This is a genomic window from Roseovarius nanhaiticus, from assembly GCF_900156535.1.
GTDB lineage: Bacteria > Pseudomonadota > Alphaproteobacteria > Rhodobacterales > Rhodobacteraceae > Roseovarius > Roseovarius nanhaiticus.
In genome coordinates this window covers 1198144-1218275 of the sequence record NZ_FTNV01000001.1, presented here as the reverse complement: position 1 = coordinate 1218275, position 20132 = coordinate 1198144, and the positions used below count along the sequence as shown (strand labels likewise).

General features: G+C 63.7%; 20 protein-coding genes. 13 read left to right on the top strand and 7 right to left on the bottom strand.

Annotated features, from left to right (window positions below):
- The first annotated feature begins 1 nt into the window (after window position 1).
- Both BW975_RS05830 and BW975_RS05825 read left to right on the top strand, forming a co-directional pair.
- On the top strand, window positions 2-688 hold the full coding sequence (locus BW975_RS05830; RefSeq protein ID WP_076531795.1) for a DUF1194 domain-containing protein: 687 nt from the start codon (window positions 2-4) through the stop codon (window positions 686-688).
- Complete coding sequence (locus BW975_RS05825; RefSeq protein ID WP_244512507.1) at window positions 660-1409, top strand: DUF1194 domain-containing protein; 750 nt, start codon at window positions 660-662, stop codon at window positions 1407-1409. Before BW975_RS05830 ends, BW975_RS05825 begins: the two co-directional genes overlap by 29 nt.
- On the opposite strand, the gene BW975_RS05820 is transcribed toward BW975_RS05825, so the two are convergent.
- The 3 genes from BW975_RS05820 to BW975_RS05810 form a co-directional block, all read right to left on the bottom strand.
- A complete protein-coding gene (locus BW975_RS05820) occupies window positions 1403-1903 on the bottom strand; it encodes a MarR family winged helix-turn-helix transcriptional regulator (RefSeq protein ID WP_076531793.1) in 501 nt (166 codons plus the stop codon). The two genes, BW975_RS05825 and BW975_RS05820, sit on opposite strands and share 7 nt — an antisense overlap.
- A 134-nt stretch (window positions 1904-2037) precedes the next feature.
- Window positions 2038-2325 carry a succinate dehydrogenase assembly factor 2 gene (locus tag BW975_RS05815; RefSeq protein WP_076531792.1) on the bottom strand — a complete coding sequence of 96 codons (288 nt, stop codon included), beginning with the start codon at window positions 2323-2325 and terminating at the stop codon, window positions 2038-2040.
- Window positions 2318-2719 (bottom strand): helix-turn-helix domain-containing protein, encoded by a 402-nt coding sequence (locus tag BW975_RS05810; RefSeq protein ID WP_076531790.1) that lies wholly within the window; start codon window positions 2717-2719, stop codon window positions 2318-2320. Before BW975_RS05810 ends, BW975_RS05815 begins: the two co-directional genes overlap by 8 nt.
- 96 nt (window positions 2720-2815) lie before the next feature.
- Here BW975_RS05810 and BW975_RS05805 point away from each other — a divergent pair, with 96 nt between their 5' ends.
- Entirely contained in the window at window positions 2816-4018 is a 1203-nt protein-coding gene (locus tag BW975_RS05805; RefSeq protein WP_076531789.1) for a pyridoxal phosphate-dependent aminotransferase, read from the top strand.
- Between the two features lie 20 nt (window positions 4019-4038).
- Window positions 4039-4443 carry a hypothetical protein gene (locus BW975_RS05800; RefSeq protein WP_076531787.1) on the top strand — a complete coding sequence of 135 codons (405 nt, stop codon included), beginning with the start codon at window positions 4039-4041 and terminating at the stop codon, window positions 4441-4443.
- Between the two features lie 2 nt (window positions 4444-4445).
- Here BW975_RS05800 and BW975_RS05795 read toward each other — a convergent pair whose 3' ends face one another.
- Together BW975_RS05795 and BW975_RS05790 are read right to left on the bottom strand one after the other, a co-directional pair.
- A complete protein-coding gene (locus BW975_RS05795; protein WP_076531786.1) occupies window positions 4446-5801 on the bottom strand; it encodes an MATE family efflux transporter in 1356 nt (451 codons plus the stop codon).
- Between the two features lie 112 nt (window positions 5802-5913).
- A complete protein-coding gene (locus BW975_RS05790) occupies window positions 5914-6225 on the bottom strand; it encodes an ETC complex I subunit (protein WP_076531784.1) in 312 nt (103 codons plus the stop codon).
- Between the two features lie 171 nt (window positions 6226-6396).
- On the opposite strand from BW975_RS05790, the gene BW975_RS05785 reads away from it, so the two are divergent.
- From BW975_RS05785 to BW975_RS05760, 6 genes are all read left to right on the top strand, one after another.
- The gene (locus BW975_RS05785) at window positions 6397-7275 is read left to right on the top strand and encodes a LysR family transcriptional regulator (RefSeq protein ID WP_076533435.1); all 879 of its coding nucleotides are present in this window, start codon (window positions 6397-6399) and stop codon (window positions 7273-7275) included.
- Window positions 7276-7410: 135 nt separating this feature from the next.
- Window positions 7411-8862 carry an aldehyde dehydrogenase family protein gene (locus BW975_RS05780; protein ID WP_076531782.1) on the top strand — a complete coding sequence of 484 codons (1452 nt, stop codon included), beginning with the start codon at window positions 7411-7413 and terminating at the stop codon, window positions 8860-8862.
- A gap of 61 nt (window positions 8863-8923) precedes the next feature.
- The gene (locus BW975_RS05775) at window positions 8924-9937 is read left to right on the top strand and encodes a membrane dipeptidase (protein WP_076531780.1); all 1014 of its coding nucleotides are present in this window, start codon (window positions 8924-8926) and stop codon (window positions 9935-9937) included.
- A gap of 56 nt (window positions 9938-9993) precedes the next feature.
- Entirely contained in the window at window positions 9994-11547 is a 1554-nt protein-coding gene (locus BW975_RS05770; RefSeq protein WP_076531778.1) for a BCCT family transporter, read from the top strand.
- A gap of 60 nt (window positions 11548-11607) precedes the next feature.
- Complete coding sequence (locus BW975_RS05765; RefSeq protein ID WP_076531776.1) at window positions 11608-13299, top strand: hypothetical protein; 1692 nt, start codon at window positions 11608-11610, stop codon at window positions 13297-13299.
- Entirely contained in the window at window positions 13296-13937 is a 642-nt protein-coding gene (locus BW975_RS05760) for a DUF3726 domain-containing protein (protein WP_076531774.1), read from the top strand. The genes BW975_RS05765 and BW975_RS05760 overlap by 4 nt, the downstream gene beginning before the upstream one ends.
- A gap of 90 nt (window positions 13938-14027) precedes the next feature.
- On the opposite strand, the gene BW975_RS05755 is transcribed toward BW975_RS05760, so the two are convergent.
- Window positions 14028-14615, bottom strand: a complete 588-nt coding sequence (locus BW975_RS05755) for a riboflavin synthase (protein WP_076531772.1) — start codon at window positions 14613-14615, stop codon at window positions 14028-14030.
- A 157-nt stretch (window positions 14616-14772) separates the two neighbouring features.
- Between BW975_RS05755 and BW975_RS05750 the strand changes: the two genes are divergently transcribed.
- The 3 genes from BW975_RS05750 to BW975_RS05740 all read left to right on the top strand — a co-directional run bounded on the left by BW975_RS05750 (window position 14773) and on the right by BW975_RS05740 (window position 19360).
- Window positions 14773-16065, top strand: coding sequence for a capsule biosynthesis protein (locus BW975_RS05750; RefSeq protein ID WP_076531770.1), 1293 nt, complete (start codon window positions 14773-14775; stop codon window positions 16063-16065).
- Window positions 16066-16187: 122 nt separating this feature from the next.
- A complete protein-coding gene (locus tag BW975_RS05745; protein ID WP_076531767.1) occupies window positions 16188-17336 on the top strand; it encodes a polysaccharide biosynthesis/export family protein in 1149 nt (382 codons plus the stop codon).
- The gene (locus BW975_RS05740; RefSeq protein ID WP_076531765.1) at window positions 17336-19360 is read left to right on the top strand and encodes a capsular polysaccharide biosynthesis protein; all 2025 of its coding nucleotides are present in this window, start codon (window positions 17336-17338) and stop codon (window positions 19358-19360) included. The genes BW975_RS05745 and BW975_RS05740 overlap by 1 nt, the downstream gene beginning before the upstream one ends.
- An 86-nt stretch (window positions 19361-19446) precedes the next feature.
- Here the strand turns inward: BW975_RS05740 and efp are convergent, their stop codons facing one another.
- Window positions 19447-20010 carry an elongation factor P gene (gene efp / locus BW975_RS05735; RefSeq protein WP_076531763.1) on the bottom strand — a complete coding sequence of 188 codons (564 nt, stop codon included), beginning with the start codon at window positions 20008-20010 and terminating at the stop codon, window positions 19447-19449.
- Window positions 20011-20132 lie beyond the last annotated feature (122 nt).

Below are 20132 nucleotides of genomic sequence, written 5' to 3'. Positions count from 1 at the left end.
AATGGCGGCGCTTCTTTGGGGCGCTCCCCTGACCGCTCAGGCTCAGTGCCGGCTTGCTCTGGTTCTGGCGCTCGACGTCTCGGCGTCGGTCGATGCCGAAGAATACGACTTGCAGCGCCTCGGCCTTGCTGCGGCGCTGGATGCTCCTGATGTGCGAGATGCAATCCTGCGCGGCCAGAACGGATCGGTGGCCCTGGCGGTGTTTGAATGGTCCGGGCGGTTCCAGCAGGATTTGCATCTGGACTGGACGCTGTTGCAAAGCCATGCGGACATTGACCGCGCGGTTCTGGCGCTCGGCAATATCAGCCGCAGTTTCGAGGGGTATCCAACATCTGTCGGACAGGCGCTTGGCTATGCCGCCTCGCTGTTAAAGCGCGGGCCGGCATGTGATCGCCGCGTGATTGATATGTCCGGCGACGGCATCAACAATTACGGCTACGGCCCCGCCGAGGCTTATCGGCACTTTCCGCTTCGGGATGTGCAAGTGAACGGCCTTGTGATTTTGGGCGATGATGCCGAGGTCGAGGCATTCTACCGCCGCGAAGTGATCCGCGGCCCCGGCGCCTTCGTCGAATTGTCGGCGGGGTTCGAAGGATTCCGCGCAGCGATGACGCGCAAACTTTTCCGCGAGATCAATGACATGATGCTCGGATATGCGGATGCGCCGCGCTTATCGCCGCATGGCTAGGGTCACGGGCCTGGCAGGGCTCGCCCTTGCCATTTGCCTTGCCGCCGCACCTGCGAATGCGGCGTGCCGCCTTGCCTTGGCGCTTGGGCTAGACGTGTCGGGGTCTGTGGACGACGTCGAGTATCGATTGCAGCTGGGCGGTGTGGCTGATGCGTTGATGGCCAGTGAGGTACAGGCGGCGATGTTCGCGATGCCGGGCGCGCATGTCAGCCTCGCGGTCTATCAATGGGGCGCCGAGGACCAACAAAACCTGCTGATCGGCTGGACCGATCTGAAAAGCCGTGAGGATGTGACACGCGTCACCGAAAGCCTTGTTGCGTATGAGGCGCGTTTCCGCGATCCCTACACGGCCCTTGGCGCCGCGATGCGCTATGGCGCCGCGCTGTTGCGAGAGCGGCCGGAATGCTGGCAGCACACGCTGGATATTTCGGGCGACGGGCCGTCCAATGCCGGCCCGGCGCCGCAAGATGCGCTGACGGACCCGCAAAGCCGCATCACCGTCAACGCGCTGGTGATCAATCCGGGTAGCCGCGACAACGTGACCAAGGATCTGACCTACACCAAGACCCTGCTGGAGCATTACCGCACCCACGTGTTGCGAGGCCCGGGCGCCTTTGCCGAGACGGCCCGCGACTTCGATGATTTTAAAGCCGCCATGACCCGCAAGCTCTTGCGAGAGTTGCGCCCGGCGGCTCTGTCGCTGGCCCCGCCCGTTCAGTAGATATAGCGGATCTGATCGGTCCAATAGCGCTCGACCCGCCGCAAGGACGCGGCGATCTGGTCGATCCCGTCGGCACCAAGCACACCGTTCGACTGCAGACCCTCGGCATGCCGTCCAAAAAGATCGGTGACAACGTCGCGGATCTCGCGCCCTTTCGCCGTCAGGCGCACCCGGACGGACCGGCGGTCGATCTCGCAGCGCTGATGGTGCATATACTCCATCTCGACCAGTTTCTTGAGATTGTAGCTGACATTGCTGCCCTGATAGTAACCGCGCGACTTGAGTTCGCCCGCCGTCACCTCGTGATCGCCGATGTTGAACAGCAGCAGTGCCTGCACCGCGTTGATGTCCAGAACGCCGACGCGCTCGAACTCATCCTTGATCACGTCCAGCAGCAGCCGGTGCAACCGTTCGACGAGCGACAACGCGTCGAGGTATCCGGCCATGAAGCCCTGGTCATGGGCAATGGGCCCCATGTGTTTGTGCATGCTCATTTCTCTCTCCGTGCATAACCTGCTCGAGGAGAGAAACTGGACCAAATTGCCGAATAATCGGTTAAACTGCGTCCGCAAAACGCTTTTTCAGGTAAAATGCGAACTATTTCGCGCGACTGGACCGAACGCGCTGATCACGCGGTATCGGGCACCGAGGCAATGTCTTCGATCAAGGCCCCATATTGCGCGGGCGGCGCAACCTGGCCGCTGACCCATTGATAAAGGTCCTGATCATTCTCCTCCAAGAGCGCATCATAGACATCCAGCTCGGCGTCCGAGAGCGCATCGAGGCGCGCGCGCGCGAAGCGCATGAGCAGGATGTCCATCTCGCGGATGCCACGCCGCATCGAGCGCATGGTCAGTCGCCGCAGACGGATATCGCGCGGCTCATCAACGGGCCGCGTGCCCTGCCCCTCAAGCATCACTGGCTTTCAGCAGCGCCTTCAACTCGCCCTCGACCCGCACCAGCCGTTCGGCATTCAGGGTCATCTGCGCCGAAATAGCGCGGATCTCGTCCAAGAGCTGCTCGCCGCCACGCACATAGGACGTCGCCTCGCCCGGCTCGCCGGGGCCGTCGCCCTCGCCGGTCAGAAGCCACAATAGCGACACGTTGAGCAGACCGGCAAGCATCGACAGGCGCATCGCCCGTGGGCCACGCACATCGTTTTCCCATTCCTCCAACGTCTTTTTCTTGACGCCCAGGCGTTTGGCCAGCTGCGCTTGCGTCATGCCCGCCATTTCACGCGCGCCTGCCAGACGATCGCCGAAAGTCGTCGCGTCCGGGTCGAACCATTTTTCGGCGCTATCGTCGTTCATCTGTGCTCTCTCCCTGGATATACCGTCATGACGCTTGATCCGCGTTCCTGCGCAACCTAGAACAGCGACGCGCAACTTTCAAATCCGGAGACCGACATGATCACCCTGTCCGCGACATTGTCGCGCGTTAAACCCTCGCCCACGATCGCCGTCAGCACCAAGGCGCGCGAGCTGAAGGAGGCCGGGCGCGACGTGATCGGCCTCGGCGCAGGCGAGCCGGATTTCGACACGCCCGAAAATATCCGCGAGGCCGGCAAGCGCGCCATCGACGAGGGCAAGACACGCTACACCGCGCCCGATGGTATCCCCGAGCTGAAAAAGGCGATCTGCGCCAAGTTCAAGCGCGACAACGGGCTGGACTACGCACCGAGCCAGATCAGCGTCGGCACGGGCGGCAAGCAGATCCTCTATAACGCGCTCATGGCCACGCTGAATCCTGGCGACGAGGTGGTCATCCCCGCGCCCTACTGGGTCAGCTATCCCGACATGGTGCTCTTGGCGGGCGGCGAGCCTGTCTTTGTCGAGGCGGGCATGGACACGGGCTATAAGATCACGGCGGACCAGTTGGACGCGGCGATCACCGACAAGACCAAATGGTTCATTTTCAACTCGCCCTCGAACCCCACCGGTGCCGGCTATACCTGGGACGAGCTGAAGGCACTGACCGATGTGCTGCTGCGCCATCCGCAGGTTCTGATCATGACCGACGACATGTACGAGCATCTGGTCTTTGGCGATTATAAGTTCTGCACCCCTGCGCAGGTCGAGCCCAAGCTTTATGACCGCACCCTCACCTGCAATGGCGTGAGCAAGGCCTACGCCATGACCGGCTGGCGCATCGGCTATGCGGCCGGCCCCGAGCAGATCATCAAGGCCATGGGCAAGATCCAGAGCCAGAGCACGTCGAACCCCTGCTCGATCAGTCAATGGGCCGCGGTCGAGGCGCTGAACGGCACGCAGGATTTCATCCCCAAGCATAACGAGATCTTCCAGCGCCGCCGCGATCTTGTCGTCTCGATGCTGAACGAGGCGGAGGGCATCGAGTGCCCGATGCCCGAGGGCGCGTTCTACGTCTATCCGTCGATCAAAGGCTGCATCGGCAAGACAGCGCCCAGCGGCACCAAGATCACCGATGACGAGGTGTTTGCCACTGAACTTCTGGAGGACAAGGGCGTTGCAGTCGTCTTTGGCGCGGCATTTGGCCTGTCGCCTTACTTCCGCGTCAGCTACGCTACCTCTGACGAGGCGCTGAAAGAGGCCTGCACGCGCATCCAGGACTTCTGCAAGAGCCTAAGCTAGACGACGGGAGGGCGCGGAACATGTCCGGAGAGCTGCCTGATTACTATTTCCGGGTGCGCGAAAACGGCGCCTTCGTGTTCCGCGTCGATACCGAGAACCGGCAACGCCGGATCGAGCTTGATCAGATCGCGGTCGTCAACATTCGCAAGGGCGAGATCAAGCCCCATGGCGAGCGCGAACTGACGGAAGAAGATATAACCGTCATTCGCGACTGGATGGCCGAGAGACTTGAGCTGCTGGAATACCGCGATATCGACGATATCCACCGCGCTGTCGACTATCTGAACACCACCGCGCAATGGGCGCAGTCGAAGGCAACGGATGACCAACTGGAGGCAGTGACGGACGATCTGCTGCTGGCGATGCACGATTTGCGTAGCGTTCTTGTGCGCAAGAAGGCCGACCGCCTGCTGGCCGAGGAGTAGCGTCACACCAGCCAGCGGCCGGTCCATCGCCAGAACCGGATGCCAAGCAACATCGATGCTGCGGCAAGTCCGATCACAAGCCCCACCCAGACGCCGACCCCGCCCAGCCCCATGGGAAAACCCAGCACATAGCTGGCCGGGATGCCGATCCCCCAATAGCTGACCGCGGCGATGACCATGGGCGCCCGCGTGTCGCGCACCGCGCGCAAAAGGCCCAGCGCCATGACCTGTCCCGCATCGGCCAACTGAAAGAGCGCCGCCGCAACCAAAAGGCCCGTGCCCATGGCCATCACCGCCGCACGGTCCGGATCCTCGGGTCCGAGAAAGCCTGCCATGAGGACCTCTGGCATGCCGATGAAGGCCAGAACCGTCAGCAGCGCGAAGGCCCCGGACAGCCCCACGGCCACCACTGCGCCCGAACGCAGCGCCCCCTTGTCGCGCCGCCCATACGCTTGTCCTGCGCGGACTGTCGCGGCATTCGACAGGCCCAGATGGATCATGAAAGCGACGGAGACCAGTTGAAGCGCGATACCGTGCGCCGCCAGGGCCACCGTTCCCAGCCAGCCCATCATCACCGAGGAGGCGGCGAAAAGACCCGTCTCGGCCAGATTGGTGATGCCGATCGGCCAGCCTAGGCGAAAGACCTCACGCAGGGCCTCCCAGTCGGGGCGCCAGACCCGCACGAAAATGGCATGTTCGGGCGTTGCCCATGCCACATAGACGCCTAGCGCGATCAGCGTCGCACTCGTCACGCCCAGCGATGCGATGGCGGCCCCGCGCACGCCCATCTCGGGCATGCCCAGATTGCCGAAAATCAGCGCGTAATTGATCAACGCATTGAGCGCGACCCCCGCCAGCGTCAGCCACAGCACCACCTGCGTGCGCTCTAGCGCGGCAAGATAGGATTTCAGCACCATCACCATCAGCGCCGGAATGATCGACGCGCCCGCAATCGCCAGATACTCGCCCGCCAGCGCCGAGGTCTGCGGGTTCTGATCCAGCTTGAGGAAAATCGCTTCGGACCCGAGCATGAAAGGCAACACCAGCGCGGCAAACCCCAGCGAGGCCCAAGCCCCCATTCGGGTGACGCGCCTGACCTGCCGCTCGTCCCCTTCGGCGACGGCGGTGGCGACCATGGGCATCACCGCAAAGGCAAAGCCGGACCCCATGATGAAGAAGATAAAGAAAAACGTATGCGCCAGAACCTGCGCCGCCAGCGCCTCGACACCGTACCAGCCCAGCATGACGGAATCGGTCAGATGGATCGCCATCTGCGCCAGGTGGCTGCCGATCAGAGGCAGGCCAAGAGCAAGCAAAGACCGCGCATCGCGTCGGTAAGAAGTGGTTGTGTGCGTCATGGCAGGCCTCGTTCCATTTCTGGGCGGACCAGTATTGAGGCCGGTTTCCGGACTGCCTGTCGTTCAAAGATGTGTCACAGGGACAGCGGCGTGCGGGCCGCGCCCTGCCGCGTCAATGCGTCCAGACGCCCTTGCGGTTGGTCGCGAAGTTCTCGCCATAGCCGCCGGGGCGGATATTCGGCTTGCGCACCTGCGGGTCCTGCACAATCACGTCGATGCCATGCTCCTGCGCGTATTCCAGAGCGGCCTCCTTGGTCGGAAAGGAGAGACGCACCTGGGCCTGTGTGTCATTGGACGAGGTCCAGCCCATCAGCGGATCGACCTCGCGCGGCTCACCCGCCACATGCTCCAGCACCCAATGATGTGTCTTGGCAGTGCCGGACGACATGGCGGTGCGGGCGGGGCGATAGATACGGGCAGGCATGGGCATCTCCTCGGCAGGACTTCGGCCAGTCTTTGGCATCTCTTGGTCGGGTTCAAATGCACCATGCGCGCCCGGAATGTCAATCACGTGCGCGCCCGCGTGACGCCGCGCGGTGGCTGGGGTAGGCTGCACGGCAACGGCCCGATCGGCCAGTCCCGCAAAGGCGTCCCAATGGCGATCAAGATCGAAATGCTCCGCTGCTTTCAGGCCGTTGCCGACCATGGCAGCCTGACGGGCGCGGCCGAGGTGCTGGGGCGCACGCCGTCGGCCATCTCGATGATGCTGCGCCAGTTCGAGGACCATGTGGGCGCGCCTCTCTTCGAGAGCGCCCGCAAGTCCCGCCTGACCCCATTGGGCGCGCTGATCCGCATCGAGGCCGCTCGCGAGCTGACCCATTACGCCCACACGATCGAGGCGATCGAGGCGCTGTCGCGCGCGCAGGCGGGCAATGTGCGCCTCTCTTGCACACCCTCGGTCGCAGGTTCGGTCATGCCGAATATCCTGCGTGATTTCATTGCCGCGCGTCCCGGCCTGCGCATTGATCTGCGCGACACCGATAGCGGCACGGTCCAGCGCGATCTGATCGAGGGGCGCGCCGATATCGGCATCGCCACACTGCCGCCGCTGCCCGGCTTTCGCCGCGAGCTGCTCTTCTCCGATGCGTTCGGCGTGATCTGCCCCGCCGGGCATCCCTTGACGGCGCGCTGGGACAGCCTGAGCTGGGCGGACCTGGCGAGCACGGAGTTCATCGCCAACGGGCTCTGCACCCAGATCCATGATGCAGATTTCCAACCCATCCTCGAAGCCTCGCGCCTGATGGTGCGCAATACCGCGTCTATCCTCAGCATGGTACGCGCGGGCGCCGGCGTTACCATCCTGCCGGAACTGGCCCTGCCGCCCGAATTCCGCGACCTCGCATTTTTGCCGCTGGCAGGCAGCGCGGTCCGCCGCGAGGTCTTCATGGTCCTGCCCTCCGCCGCCGACATGACGCCCGCTGCCGAGGCCTTGGCCGAGGCCATTCGTTCCGCGCGTATCAGCCCGGCAGATTGAAGCCCCAAGGCTTCAAATTCAGATATTCTGAATTAATATTCACTATTTTGCGATTGCCCTGAATCAGCGAACCCTTCAACACTTTGTCCCTGATTGGGCGCGCTGCCGCGCCGCACGCAAGCTGGGAGTTCCACCATGACCGAGATTCGCAAGAACTACATCGCAGGCGAATGGGTCACTGGCCCCGGCCAGATCGACAATATCAACCCTTCCGATCTCTCGGACGTCATCGGCACCTATGCGCAAGCCAGCGCCGAGCAGCTGGACCATGCGCTCGACGCGGCAAAATCGGCGCAGGCGGAATGGGCCGCCTACGGGCTCGAGCGCAAGCAGGCCGTGCTGAACGCCATCGGCACCGAGATGATGGCCCGCGCCGAAGAGCTGGGCACGCTTCTCAGCCGCGAAGAAGGCAAACCCTTCGCCGAAGGCAAGGGCGAGGTCTATCGCGCCGGTCAATTCTTTACCTACTATGCCGCCGAGATCTTGCGCCAGCTGGGCGAGACCGCAGACAGCGTCCGCCCCGGCGTCGAGATCGACGTGCGCCGCGAGCCTGTGGGCACTGTCGCCATCATCAGCCCCTGGAATTTCCCGACCGCCACTGCCAGCTGGAAGATCGCCCCGGCACTCGCCTATGGCAACGCGGTGATCTGGAAGCCCGCCAATGTGACCCCCGCCTCCGCCCATGCGCTGACCGAAATCATCTCGCGGCAGGACATTCCCAAGGGGCTCTTCAACCTCGTGATGGGCGCGGGCCGCGATGTAGGCCAGCGCCTTGTCGAAAGCCCCAAAGTTGACGCCATTTCCTTCACCGGCTCGGTCCCGGTCGGTCGCGGCATTGCCGCCGCTGCGGTGCAGAATTTCACACGTGTACAGATGGAGATGGGCTCGAAAAACGCGCTGCTCGTCTGCGACGACGCCGATATCGACCTGGCCGTCACGCTCGCGCTTGGGGGCGCTTTCGGCGGCACCGGCCAGAAATGCACAGCCTCCTCGCGCCTCGTGGTGATGGACGCCGTGCATGACGCCTTCGTGGAAAAGCTGGTCGCAGGCGCAAAGGCGATGAAGGTCGGCCCCGCCCTCGGCGAAGGCACCCAGATCGGCCCCGTCGTCAGCGAAGATCAGTTGAAAGAAAACCTCGCCTGGGTCGAAAAAGGCAAGAACGAGGGCGCGACCCTCGCCTGCGGCGGTGAGCGCCTCGACCTGGGCACTGAAGGCTACTTCATGTCTCCCGGCGTCTTCACCGGCACGACCAATGACATGAGCATCAACCGTGAGGAAATGTTCGCCCCGCTGGCTTGCGTCATCAAGGTATCAAGCTATGAGGACGGCCTCGCAGTGGTCAACGACACGAATTTCGGCCTCACCTCCGGCATCGTCACGCGCTCGCTCGCCCGCGCCACGCATTTCCGCCGCAACGCGCGCACCGGCGTCGTCACGGTCAACCTGCCCACGGCCGGAACAGACTATCACGTCCCCTTCGGCGGGCGCGGCGACAGCTCCTACGGCCCGCGCGAGCAAGGCCAGACCGCGCGCGAGTTCTACACGATCGTCAAAACGGCCTACATCTCCAGCGGCACACCGACATGACCCGCCGCGGTTTCATCTTGGCAAAAATACTCAAATCCGGCCTCTCGACCGGAGCGGCGGCATGACCTCTTTCGCCCCCCGCATCGATTGCCTGCAATACGCCAACTGGTCGGAGAAGATCTTCCGCGAAATGCGCGCAGGCGGGCTCGATGCGGTGCATGTCACCATCGCCTACCACGAAAATTTCCGCGAGACGGTTCTGAATATCGAACGCTGGAACCGCTGGTTCGAGCAATTCCCGGATCTGATCATGAAGGGCCGGTGGGCGGGCGATGTGCGCGCAGCGCGCGAGTCCGGACGCACGGCCATCTTCTTCGGCTTCCAGAATCCCAGCCCCATCGAGGACGATATCGGCCTTGTCGAGGTGCTGCACGATCTGGGCGCGCGCTTCATGCAGCTCAGCTACAACAACCAGTCGCTGCTTGCGACAGGCTGCTACGAGGCCGAGGATCCCGGCATCACACGCATGGGCCGCGAAGTCATCAAGGAGATGAACCGCGTGGGCCTCGTCGTCGACATGAGCCATTCGGCCGACCGCTCGACCATCGAGGCCGCCGATCTCAGCCAGCGGCCCATTACCATCACCCACGCCAACCTGCATTCATGGCAGCCCGCCCTGCGCAACAAGCGCGATGACGTGATCCGCGCGGTCACGCAAAACGGCGGCATGATGGGCTTTTCGGCCTATCCGCATCACCTGAAGGGCAAGTCCGACTGCACATTGCGCGATTTCTGCGAGATGATCGCGCGCGCGGCAGAGCAGTTCGGGGCCGAGCATTTTGGTATCGGCACCGATCTTTGCCAGGATCAGCCCGACAGCGTCGTCGAATGGATGCGCGTGGGACGCTGGACCAAAGAGATCGACTACGGCGAAGGCAGCGCCGCGGCGCCCGGCTTCCCGCCTCAGCCGGACTGGTTCAAGGATAACAGGGATTTTCCGAATTTCGAGGCCGGTCTGCGTGACATCGGCTTCGACCAGGCCGAGATTGCCGGCCTAATGGGCGGCAACTGGTTGCGTTTCTTTGAAGAAAACTTCATCCCCCGCGGTTTCACAGCCGAATCCGCGGGCAATTAAGAATTGCCGGGGGATCACCCGGCACAAAAGATCCACACACTCAGGGAGGGTGTAACATGAGCGACTCAACGGCGTCGGGCAAACCCCGCGCGCATATCAACAAACCGCTATTTGCGATCACCGGGGGGTTCATCGCCCTCTTCTGCATTGTCGCGCTGGTCGACCTCGAATTGCTGTCGAGTATCGTCGATACGACCTTTGCTTTTTCGGCCAAGTATTTTGGCCTCTACTGGCAGGTCTTGTTGCTGGCGACATTTCTGATCGGCCTCGTTCTGGTCGTGATGCCCGGCGGGCGCGCAATCATGGGCAACGTGAGCGTGCCTGAATTTCCCGCGTTCCAGTGGGGCGCGATGATCATGTGTACCCTCCTGGCAGGCGGCGGCGTTTTTTGGGCCGCGGGCGAGCCGATGGCGCATTTCCTGTCCTCGCCGCCCTATTTCGGCGCCGAATCCGGAACAGCCGACGCGGTCGGCCCCGCAATGGCGCAAAGCTTCATGCATTGGGGTTTCCTTGCATGGGCCATTCTGGGCGCGCTCAGCAGCATCATGCTGATGCATTACCACTACGAGAAGGGCCTGCCGATGGCGCCCCGCACGTTGCTCTATCCGGTGTTCGGTGATGCAGCCATCAACGGCCCCATCGGCTGGATTGCGGACGCGGCGTGCATTATCGCCGTTGTCGCCGGCACTGTCGGCCCGGTCGGCTTTCTCGGATTGCAGGTCAGCTATGGCCTGAACGCCCTCTTCGGCATTCCCGACACCTTCACAACCCAAGCCATCGTCATCGGCGGCCTCGTCACGATCTACACGATCTCGGCGATCACGGGTCTGTCAAAAGGCATTCAGATCCTCAGCCGGATCAACGTGATCCTTGCCGGCGTCCTTCTGGCCTACATGCTGATCGCCGGTCCGACGACCTTTATCTTCTCCAGCTTTGCGGAGGGTTTCAGCACCTACATCACCGACTTCTTCGGCATGGCGCTCTATCGCGGCGAGGCAGAAGTCTTCGGCGAGCCGGGCTGGCTGGGCTGGTGGACCGTGTTCTTCTGGGGCTGGTTCATGGGCTATGGTCCGCTGATGGCAATGTTCATCGCCCGCGTCAGCCGCGGCCGGTCGATCCGCTCGATCATCATCATGCTGTCGATCGTCGCCCCCATCGTGACCACTTTCTGGTTCTCGATCGTCGGCGGCTCGGGCATCGCGTTCGAGCTCAGCAATCCCGGCGCGGTCTCTGGCCCATTTGAAAGCGAAGGTGGCTTCAACCTGCCCGCCGCTCTTCTGGCAATCACGCAGCAGATGCCTCTGGGCTTCCTCGTGTCGGTTCTCTTCCTGATCCTGACGACGATCTTCGTCGCCACGACGGGCGACTCGATGACGTACGTGATCTCGGTCGCGATGTCGGACGAGGACCGCAGCTCGACCGGCGTGCGCGTCTTTTGGGGTGTCACGATGGGCATCATGGCCCTCATCCTGATCTGGACCGGCTCGGGCGGCATCGGCAAGCTGCAAAGCTTCATCGTGGTCACCGCGGTTCCCGTCTCGCTGATCCTGCTGCCATCCCTCTGGGACGCCTTCCGCATCACCCTCGCAAAGGGTCGTGGTACGGATTGATATGAAAACACTGGGCGGCCCGAACGGGCCGCCCTATTTATTTGAAAGGAGGATCCACAGATGCAGATCGATATGACAGCTGCCACCGCCACCTTGCGCCAACCAGGCCAGGTCATGCGGCTGGAACGATTGGGCTCCTTTCACCAAAGTCGTCTGTCTTTCATGCGCATTCTTCTGCGCCGCCTCAAATCGGAAAATTGGCGGATCGAACGACGCATGTTCGATATCGACGCGCGCGGCACGGGCACGGCGGTCTATACCGCGCACGGCCCGCAAAACAGCTACAGCCTTGTCGCGTTTGCCAACGATCTCGACCCGGCCAAACGATCCGATCGCGTGATCGCGACCGAATGGGACGCGACCTTCACCCTTTTCGACGGCATCCCGACCGAGGCCGACATCACCCGCCTGCGCGCGAATGTCCCCTTGCAGGAGGCCGGGCGCATTTCCGAAAGCGAGCTGTCTCTGAGCCGCGCCAACCGCTCGGTGCGCCTCTGGGATCACGTGGTGGAGGCTTTGGCCGCTGGCCGCCAGCCTGATCCGGCCATGATCGACGATGTTGGCTATCTGATGCGCACCACGGCCGTCTATGGCTCGGGCAAGTTCGGCGCGGCAGACCGGGCCGCCACCTCTGGCCGGCCCGAATTTCAGGCGCCCTACCAGATCGAGATGCTGTCGGTATACCTTACTCGGACTTTTGTGGCGGATCTGGTCGAGGACATGGCCCGCCAAAAGGCGCCCGCCACCGCCGTCCCGATGGAGCCGGCCTTGCGCCGCCGCTTTGGCATCGGCAATTCCACCGGCCTCGGTATGGCGCCTTATCTGCTCAATCACCCCGCCCTTCTGCACAGCTGGATTGCCTCGCGCGAGACGGCCCTGGCGCGGGTCCGCGCGCTGTCCAAGGCCGCGCCGCAGCACGCCGAAACCTTCCTTCAGATGGTGGATCGCGCCGTCCTCCATGCCCAGGCATGGCACAGCGAGCATCCCGCGCAGATCGCGAAACTGGCCGACTTGCGCAGTGATCTGGACAAGTTGACTGCGCATCTGAAGGCCATTGATCTGGGCGGCGCACACCCGTGGGACGCGCTTTGGCGCTGGGCCGAAGGCGCGCTCACACTCGAGGGTCAGGAACAGCTCGTATCCCTGATGCTGGAGCCTTATGGCGATCTGGTGGACGATCTGGCCGAGCAGATGGCCTGCGACGAGGATCGCCACTGGCGCATCCAGGGCAGCATGACCTGCGAGCGGCTGTCGGCCATCGTTCAGGACATCTACGGCTGGGCACTCGATATCGACTGGGATGCGCCCGAGGCGCAGGCTCGCGTCTGGTATGTGTCGGAGGCCAAGCTGGAGCCGCGCCTGGGCGAGCGCCGCCTCGAGCCGGTCGAACCCTACGAGCAGCCCCTCTGCCCCGGCCGGGATGCCGCCCGCATGATGGCCGATCTGGCGCGGTTCGACGGGCAAACGACCGCAGCCTTCCTTCTGGCGCATCCCGAGCACCGGCATATTGTGCGCCGCGCGCAGATCGCCGCGCGCCTTCCCTATGCCGAGATCCGCGGCAACACCATCGGCGCCGGCCTTTTGCCCATCGACATGCTGCGCGCCAAGCTCAGCTTCTTTGGCGCCTGTCATTTCGATCCACGCTCGGATCGCTGGGTGCGCATCACCATGTACCAGAACGCCCCGTACCCTGGCGAATTGGCCGCTGGCGATGCCGATGACTGGACCTATCCACCCCTTGCAGCCTCATGAGCTGGTCCCTGAGCGAGATCGAAGGCCTTGCGCGCAAGGCCGCCCGCGGATCAGGCTTCAGCTGGGGCATGGCCGAAGAGGCCGGCAAGGCCGTGCGCTGGCTGGCCGGAATCGGCCTGCCCGGCCCCGAGGTTCTGGCCAATTATCTTGAGGCGTATGACCGCACGCCCCATGCGCAGATGCGCCCCACAGATACCAGCCAGGATACCTGGAGGGCCTCGGGCGGCGTGATCTGCCCCATCTCGGCGGGCGCCGCCTTGTGTGATCTGGCGCAGAACGACGCGCCCAGCCGCGATATCGATATCATCGCCTGCGCCTATCCCCTGCTTCTCTTGCCGTTTGTGCGGGCGGCTGCAGAGGATGGCGAACAGGCTGAACGACTGATTTGGCAAGGGGGCGAGTTCGCCTTTGCGGCCGATGTCAGGGGTGCGGCGCATACGCCGGAGCTTGCGCTGTCTGACGCGCGGGTAGAGCATGGCGAGAATGCCGCGCTACCGCTTCCGGACTGCCAGTTGCGCTATGATCTGGCCGAAGGACCGGCAGAACGGCTGGCCGCTTTCGCCGCGCGCACCTATGCGCCCGACACCGAGCAAAGCCGCACTTCCGGGGCCGGTGCGGGGCTGAGCGACAACGACTGAAGGATCACTTGGGCGTCGCCGTCAAAGCACGGATGCCATCGGTGCCGCTGCGCGGGTCAACACCGGCAGTACGCCACGCGTCCGTGGCGCCTAGTCGAACTCGCGCAGACGGGCGACGTAGCGGGCCATCGTGTCAATTTCGAGATTGACGGCGTCGCCCACCGCAGCGCGGCCCCATGTCGTCACTTCTTTGGTGTGCGGAATGAAATTGATGCCGAAATTGCGGCCATCGACCTCGTTGACGGTCAACGACGTCCCGTTCAGCGCAACTGATCCCTTCGGCGCGATGAATCTGGCCAGCGCCTCTGGCGCGGCAAGCGTCACACGCGTGCTGTCGCCGTCATCCTCCATCTTGGTGATGCGCGCGATGCCGTCCACGTGGCCGGATACGATATGCCCGCCCAATTCGTCCCCGACCTTGAGCGCCCGCTCGAGATTGACGGTGCGGCCCTCTGCCCAGTCCGGAAGGTTCGTCTTGGAGACCGTCTCGGCCGAGATCTCGACGTCGAACCAATCATCACCGGTCTCTATCACCGTCAGGCAAACGCCATCGCAGGCGATGGATGCACCCAGCGCCACGCTGCTCAAGTCGTAGCCGCAAGCGATGCGTGCGCGCAAATCGCCGCGCTGCTCAAGCGCGCGGATGGTGCCCTGGTCGGTGATGATGCCGGTAAACATGCGTGGGATCCTTTGGCCGGTGCGCTGATGCAGGTAGCCGGGCGAGGCGGTTCGGGCAAGGCAGCAGCTGTGTATTTGTCTTACTTTCGCCTATTTTGCCTCCTATTCTGGCTCGAAGAGTGAGACTTTGGCAATTTTTTCAGTTTAAGACAGGTTCATGAGTACCATCGCCGGCGACCGCCACGTCTTTTTGTTCCTGCAAGGACCGCACGGGCCATTCTTTGCCAGACTGGCGCGCATGCTGGGCCGGGCCGGGGCGGATGTGTGGCGCGTCGGGTTCAACGCGGGCGACAGTGCGTTCTGGCGCGATCGGGCGCGCTACCTGCCCTATCGCGGCCGGCCCGAGGATTGGGGCGCCGCTTTGGACAGCATCCTGACGAACAAAGGCGTGACCGATATCGTGCTGTATGGCGATACCCGCCCCATCCACGCCGAGGCCGTGCGCCAGGCGCAGTCACGCGGCATCCGCGTTCACGTGTTCGAGGAAGGCTACATGCGACCCTACTGGGTGACGTATGAGCGTGGCGGCGCCAACGGGCATTCGCGCCTGATGGAGCTGAGCGTCGACCAGATGCGCGCCGATCTGGAGCAGTCGGACATGGACAGCGCCCTGCCCCCGGCCAGTTGGGGCGACATGCGCCACCATATTTTCTACGGGGCGCTCTATCATTTCTGCGTGCTGGCTCTGAACTGGCGCTACCGAGCGTTTCGCCCGCACCGCAGCCTGAGTGTGCGCAAGGAATTCGGCCTTTATATCAAACGCCTGCTCCTAATGCCGTTCCAAGCGCTGGAGCGGCGCATCGCCACATGGCGCATCCGCCATGGCGGGTTTCCTTATCACCTCGCGCTTTTGCAGCTGGAGCATGACAGCAGTTTCCAGATGCACTCCCCCTTCGATACGATGGCGGATTTCCTGGAAACGGTCATCACCGGGTTCGCCCAGGGCGCGCCCAAGCATCATCACCTCGTGGTCAAGGCGCATCCACTGGAAGATGGCCGCGTGCCCGTGCGCCGCGATCTGCGCCGCCTGGCCCGCGCGCATGGCGTGGCGGACCGGGTGCATTACGTGCGCGGCGGCAAACTGGCACAGCTGCTGGACGAGGCGCGCAGCGCGGTGACGGTGAATTCCACCGCCGCGCAGCAAGTGCTCTGGCGCGGAATTCCGCTCAAGACATTCGGCGCCGCCGTCTACGCCAAGCCTGAATTCGTCTCGACCAAGCCGCTGGCCGATTTTTTCGCCGGACCCGAACGGCCCGACCGACGCGCCTATACCGACTATCGGCGATATTTGCTGGAAACCAGCCAGATTGCCGGCGGTTTTTACTCGTCGCGTGGGCGACGGCAGCTTTTGCGCCAAGCTGTCGACATGATGCTGAGCGACGACGACCCCTATGATGCTCTGCACAGCGGGACCGCGGCACCGCGGCAACAGTTGCGCGTCGTGACTTAAGGGCTGCGGCCCGTGACGCTTTATTTTCAGATCAAGTTCGTTTACGGTTCAAAGCGATACGCGCCGCGCAGACGGCGAATAAAGAAGACCGAGGCAGAATTTCAGGTCGAGGAGACCGTGCAGTGAACATCCAGACAAGCCGGTGGGCGCGGTCCATCGCCGCCTTGGCCATCTCCGTGGTGGTCGCATCATGTGGTGTGCTACCGCAGGTTGGCCCCAACAAGCGCCAGATTTATTCCGGCTCCGTGCAGCAATCAGGCGACGCGTTTGTCGTGTCGGTCAATGACCGCGTGACGCGCGCCACAGCCGTGCAGCCTGCCCTCGGCTTCAGCGACAGTTTCCGCAATGCGGGCCAGCTTGGTTCTGACACGATCCGGCCGGGCGACACGCTGGGCCTCACGATCTGGGAAAACGTCGATGACGGCCTTCTGGCCGGCGAGGCAACAAATCAGACCATCCTCGAAGAGGTGCAGGTCGACGGCAGCGGTTTCATCTTTGTGCCCTATGCGGGCCGCATCCGCGCCGCGGGCAACACGCCCGAAGCGATCCGCCGCATCATCACCTCCAAGCTGGACGAGCAGACGCCCGACCCGCAGGTGCAGGTGCGCCGCCTCGCAGGTGATGGCGCCACCGTGTCGCTGGTCGGATCGGTCGGCGCGCAAGGCGTCTATCCCATCGAGCGCCCGACGCGCACACTCTCGGCCATGCTGTCGGCGGCGGGCGGTATCGTCATTCCCGCCGAGGTGGCGCAGATCACCGTCCTGCGCGGCGGCGAGCGTAGCAAGGTGTGGTTCCAGGACCTCTACAAGCATCCGGAATTCGACATCGCCCTGCGCGGCGGCGACCGTATCCTGGTCGAGCAGGACACACGCTCGTTCACGGCGTTGGGCGCCACCGGCGCGCAGTCGCGCGTGACCTTCGAGACGCAAACCCTGAGCGCGATCGAGGCGATCGCCACGGTCGGCGGCCTGCAGGCGGCGGCAGCAGACCCCACGGGCGTCTTCATCCTGCGCAACGAGCCTGCGGAGATCGCCAATCAGGTGCTCGGCCGCAACGATCTGGTCGGCGATCAGCGCCTTGTTTACGTGCTGGACCTGACCAAGCCCAACGGGATGTTCATGGCGCGCGATTTCTCGGTCCGCGATCAGGACACCCTCTATGTGACCGAAGCGCCCTTCGCCCAGTGGAGCAAGGTCATCGGGGCGCTTACCGGCACGTTGGGTGTCGTTGCCACAGTCGATTCCGCATCCTCGGCTTTCGGCGGCAGTTAATGAAGCCCGATTGCGGCACGAATCCCGCCGGAGCCGAGGGGCGCCGGCGGGTTTTCTATTTCAACGGCGGGTTTCTGCGCCAACCCCGCCTGCGCCGGATCATGCAGCTTTCGGGATATGACATGCGCCTTGGTTGGCCGAGCGCCGAGGACAGTATCGCCGTCTGGGGCCACAGCCCCTATGCCCGCCGCGGCGAGGCGGTTGCAAAGCGCACCGGCGCCAGCCTGATCCGGCTCGAGGATGCCTGGCTGCGCTCGGTCCATCCGGGGCGCGGTGGCGAGCCGCCCCTGGGCCTTTTGATCGACACGCACGGCGCGCATTTCGACCCTGCCCAGCCCTCGGACCTTGAACATTTGCTGGCCACGCACCCGCTGGACGATACCGCGCTGATGGACCGCGCCCGCGCCGCCATCGCCCGGCTGCAAGAGGCGCATCTAAGCAAATACAACGCTCACGATCCGGCCGCCCCCAGCCCCGCGCCGGGCTATGTTCTGGTCATCGACCAGACGCGCGGCGATGCGGCCGTGCGGGTGGGCGCCGCCGACGCCAATACCTTCCGCGAGATGCTCTATTACGCGCAGGAGGAGAACCCCGGCGCGCGCATCGTCATCAAGTCCCATCCCGAAACGGCGGGCGGCCATCGCGCCGGATATTTCGGCCCCGACGAAACCAGTGACCGGATCACGCTGCTGGATGACCCCGTCAGCCCGTGGCATCTGCTCGATGGCGCGACAGCGGTCTACACCGTCTCAAGCCAGCTGGGCTTCGAGGCGATCTTTGCCGGGCACCGCCCCCAGGTATTCGGTCGTCCTTTCTATGCCGGCTGGGACCTGACCGAAGATCGCAGCCCCCTGCCCCTCGCGCGCCGCACCCGCAAGCTGAGCCGCGCGCAGCTGTTTGCGGCCGCGATGATCCTTTATCCCAGATGGTACGATCCCTTCGCGGACCGGCTCTGCACTCTGGAAGAGGTGATCGGCACGCTCGAAGCGGCGGCGCGCGAATGGCGCGACGACCGCTTCGGCTGGCGCGCCCACGGCATGCGCCTGTGGAAGCGCGCGCCGCTACGCGCCGTCTTTGGCCGCCATGCCGCCATTGCCTTTCCCGGCAAGCCGGGCGATGCGCGCGATATGGTCTGGGCAGGCAAGGCCGAGGGCGCACCCGACGGCGCGGTGCGCGTCGAGGACGGCTTCTTGCGTTCACGCGGGCTGGGGGCCGAGCTTGTTCCGCCGCTCAGCCTCGTGCTCGACACGCGCGGCATTTATTATGACCCGACAAGGCCCAGCGATCTTGAACAGCTCATCGCCCGCCGCACATCGATGCGCCCCGATCAGATCCACCGCGCCGAGGCGCTGATGGACCGCATCACCCGTCTGGGCCTGACGAAATACAATCTCGGCGGCGCACGTCCCGATCTGGAGGGGCTGCCCGAGGGGCGCCGTATCCTCATCCCCGGCCAAGTCGAGGATGACGCCTCGATCCGCACGGGCGCGGGCACCGTACATACCAACCTGCAACTGCTTCAAGCGGCGCGGACGGCCAATCCCGACGCCGTACTGCTCTACAAGCCGCATCCCGATGTCGAGGCGGGCCTGCGCGCCGGTGCCCTTCCCCCTGAGGCGGCGCTCCGCCTTGCCGACCGCGTCCTGACCCGCGCCGATCCCGCCGCCCTTTTGCACGAGGTGGATGAAGTCTGGACCATGACCTCTTTGCTCGGCTTCGAGGCGCTGATGCGCGGCCTGACGGTGACCACGACCGGCGCGCCCTTTTATGCCGGCTGGGGACTGACGACCGATCTGGGCACCATTCCGGCCCGCAGGCAGGCACGGCCCGGCCTTCCGGGCCTCGTTCACGCCGCGCTGATCGATTACCCGCGCTACTTCGATCCAAAGTTCGGCCTGCCCTGCCCGCCGGAAGTGGTGCTGGAGCGCCTTTCCACCGGCGCCGTGCCGCATCCCGGTCGGGCCAATCGCTTGCTGTCGAAATTGCAGGGTCTCTTCGCGTCTCGCGCCGCGCTCTGGCGTTAGAACGCAAAACGCCGCGCGCCCATAATGGACATCGCGGCGCTTTCATTGTTCCAAAATACTCTCGCCGAAGGCGGCAGAACCGCAGCTCAGGCGCGCTCGGAATATTCCATGGTCTCTGTGTTGACGATGATCGCCTCATCCTGCCCGACGAAAGGCGGCACCATCACCTTGACGCCGTTATCCAGCACCGCAGGCTTAAAGCTGTTAGCCGCGGTCTGACCCTTTACCACCGGCTCGGTCTCGACCACGGTGCACGTCACCTTCTGCGGCAGTGTGGCATTCAGCGCCTCGTTCTCGTGGTATTCGATATGCACGGTCATGCCGTCCTGCAGAAAGGGGCGGCGCTCGCCCAAAATCTCGGCGGGCAGTTCGATCTGCTCGTAGGTTTCACTGTCCATGAAGACCAGCATACCCTCTTGTTCGTAAAGGAATTGCTGGTCTTTTTGCTCAAGGCGCACGCGCTCGACCTTGTCCGCCGAGCGAAACCGCTCGTTCAGCTTGGAGCCGTTGCGCAGGTTGCGCATTTCGACCTGTGCAAATGCGCCACCCTTGCCGGGTTTTACGTGATCGACCTTCACGGCGGACCACAGACCCCCGTTATGTTCCAGCACATTTCCGGGGCGGATCTCGTTTCCGTTGATCTTGGGCATTGTGTCAAAATCCTGACAAAAGGTTGATAGAATTCTGCCAAACCCTATATATCGCGCTGAACGATGGGGCAAGTCGGCGTATATCGTGTGCCCTCCACATGAGCCATGCAAATTACGCATAA

What these genes read in the sequence shown, in the direction of transcription:
- BW975_RS05820 (WP_076531793.1), bottom strand. Translation starts at nt 1,903, where the DNA reads ATGAGCATGCACAAACACATGGGGCCCATTGCCCATGACCAGGGCTTC.
- efp (WP_076531763.1), bottom strand. Translation starts at nt 20,010, where the DNA reads ATGCCCAAGATCAACGGAAACGAGATCCGCCCCGGAAATGTGCTGGAA.
- BW975_RS05740 (WP_076531765.1), top strand. Translation starts at nt 17,336, where the DNA reads ATGAAGCCCGATTGCGGCACGAATCCCGCCGGAGCCGAGGGGCGCCGG.
- BW975_RS05825 (WP_244512507.1), top strand. Translation starts at nt 660, where the DNA reads ATGCGCCGCGCTTATCGCCGCATGGCTAGGGTCACGGGCCTGGCAGGG.
- BW975_RS05800 (WP_076531787.1), top strand. Translation starts at nt 4,039, where the DNA reads ATGTCCGGAGAGCTGCCTGATTACTATTTCCGGGTGCGCGAAAACGGC.
- BW975_RS05780 (WP_076531782.1), top strand. Translation starts at nt 7,411, where the DNA reads ATGACCGAGATTCGCAAGAACTACATCGCAGGCGAATGGGTCACTGGC.
- BW975_RS05785 (WP_076533435.1), top strand. Translation starts at nt 6,397, where the DNA reads ATGGCGATCAAGATCGAAATGCTCCGCTGCTTTCAGGCCGTTGCCGAC.
- BW975_RS05770 (WP_076531778.1), top strand. Translation starts at nt 9,994, where the DNA reads ATGAGCGACTCAACGGCGTCGGGCAAACCCCGCGCGCATATCAACAAA.
- BW975_RS05750 (WP_076531770.1), top strand. Translation starts at nt 14,773, where the DNA reads ATGAGTACCATCGCCGGCGACCGCCACGTCTTTTTGTTCCTGCAAGGA.
- BW975_RS05805 (WP_076531789.1), top strand. Translation starts at nt 2,816, where the DNA reads ATGATCACCCTGTCCGCGACATTGTCGCGCGTTAAACCCTCGCCCACG.
- BW975_RS05790 (WP_076531784.1), bottom strand. Translation starts at nt 6,225, where the DNA reads ATGCCTGCCCGTATCTATCGCCCCGCCCGCACCGCCATGTCGTCCGGC.
- BW975_RS05765 (WP_076531776.1), top strand. Translation starts at nt 11,608, where the DNA reads ATGCAGATCGATATGACAGCTGCCACCGCCACCTTGCGCCAACCAGGC.
- BW975_RS05775 (WP_076531780.1), top strand. Translation starts at nt 8,924, where the DNA reads ATGACCTCTTTCGCCCCCCGCATCGATTGCCTGCAATACGCCAACTGG.
- BW975_RS05760 (WP_076531774.1), top strand. Translation starts at nt 13,296, where the DNA reads ATGAGCTGGTCCCTGAGCGAGATCGAAGGCCTTGCGCGCAAGGCCGCC.
- BW975_RS05815 (WP_076531792.1), bottom strand. Translation starts at nt 2,325, where the DNA reads ATGCTTGAGGGGCAGGGCACGCGGCCCGTTGATGAGCCGCGCGATATC.
- BW975_RS05810 (WP_076531790.1), bottom strand. Translation starts at nt 2,719, where the DNA reads ATGAACGACGATAGCGCCGAAAAATGGTTCGACCCGGACGCGACGACT.
- BW975_RS05755 (WP_076531772.1), bottom strand. Translation starts at nt 14,615, where the DNA reads ATGTTTACCGGCATCATCACCGACCAGGGCACCATCCGCGCGCTTGAG.
- BW975_RS05830 (WP_076531795.1), top strand. Translation starts at nt 2, where the DNA reads ATGGCGGCGCTTCTTTGGGGCGCTCCCCTGACCGCTCAGGCTCAGTGC.
- BW975_RS05795 (WP_076531786.1), bottom strand. Translation starts at nt 5,801, where the DNA reads ATGACGCACACAACCACTTCTTACCGACGCGATGCGCGGTCTTTGCTT.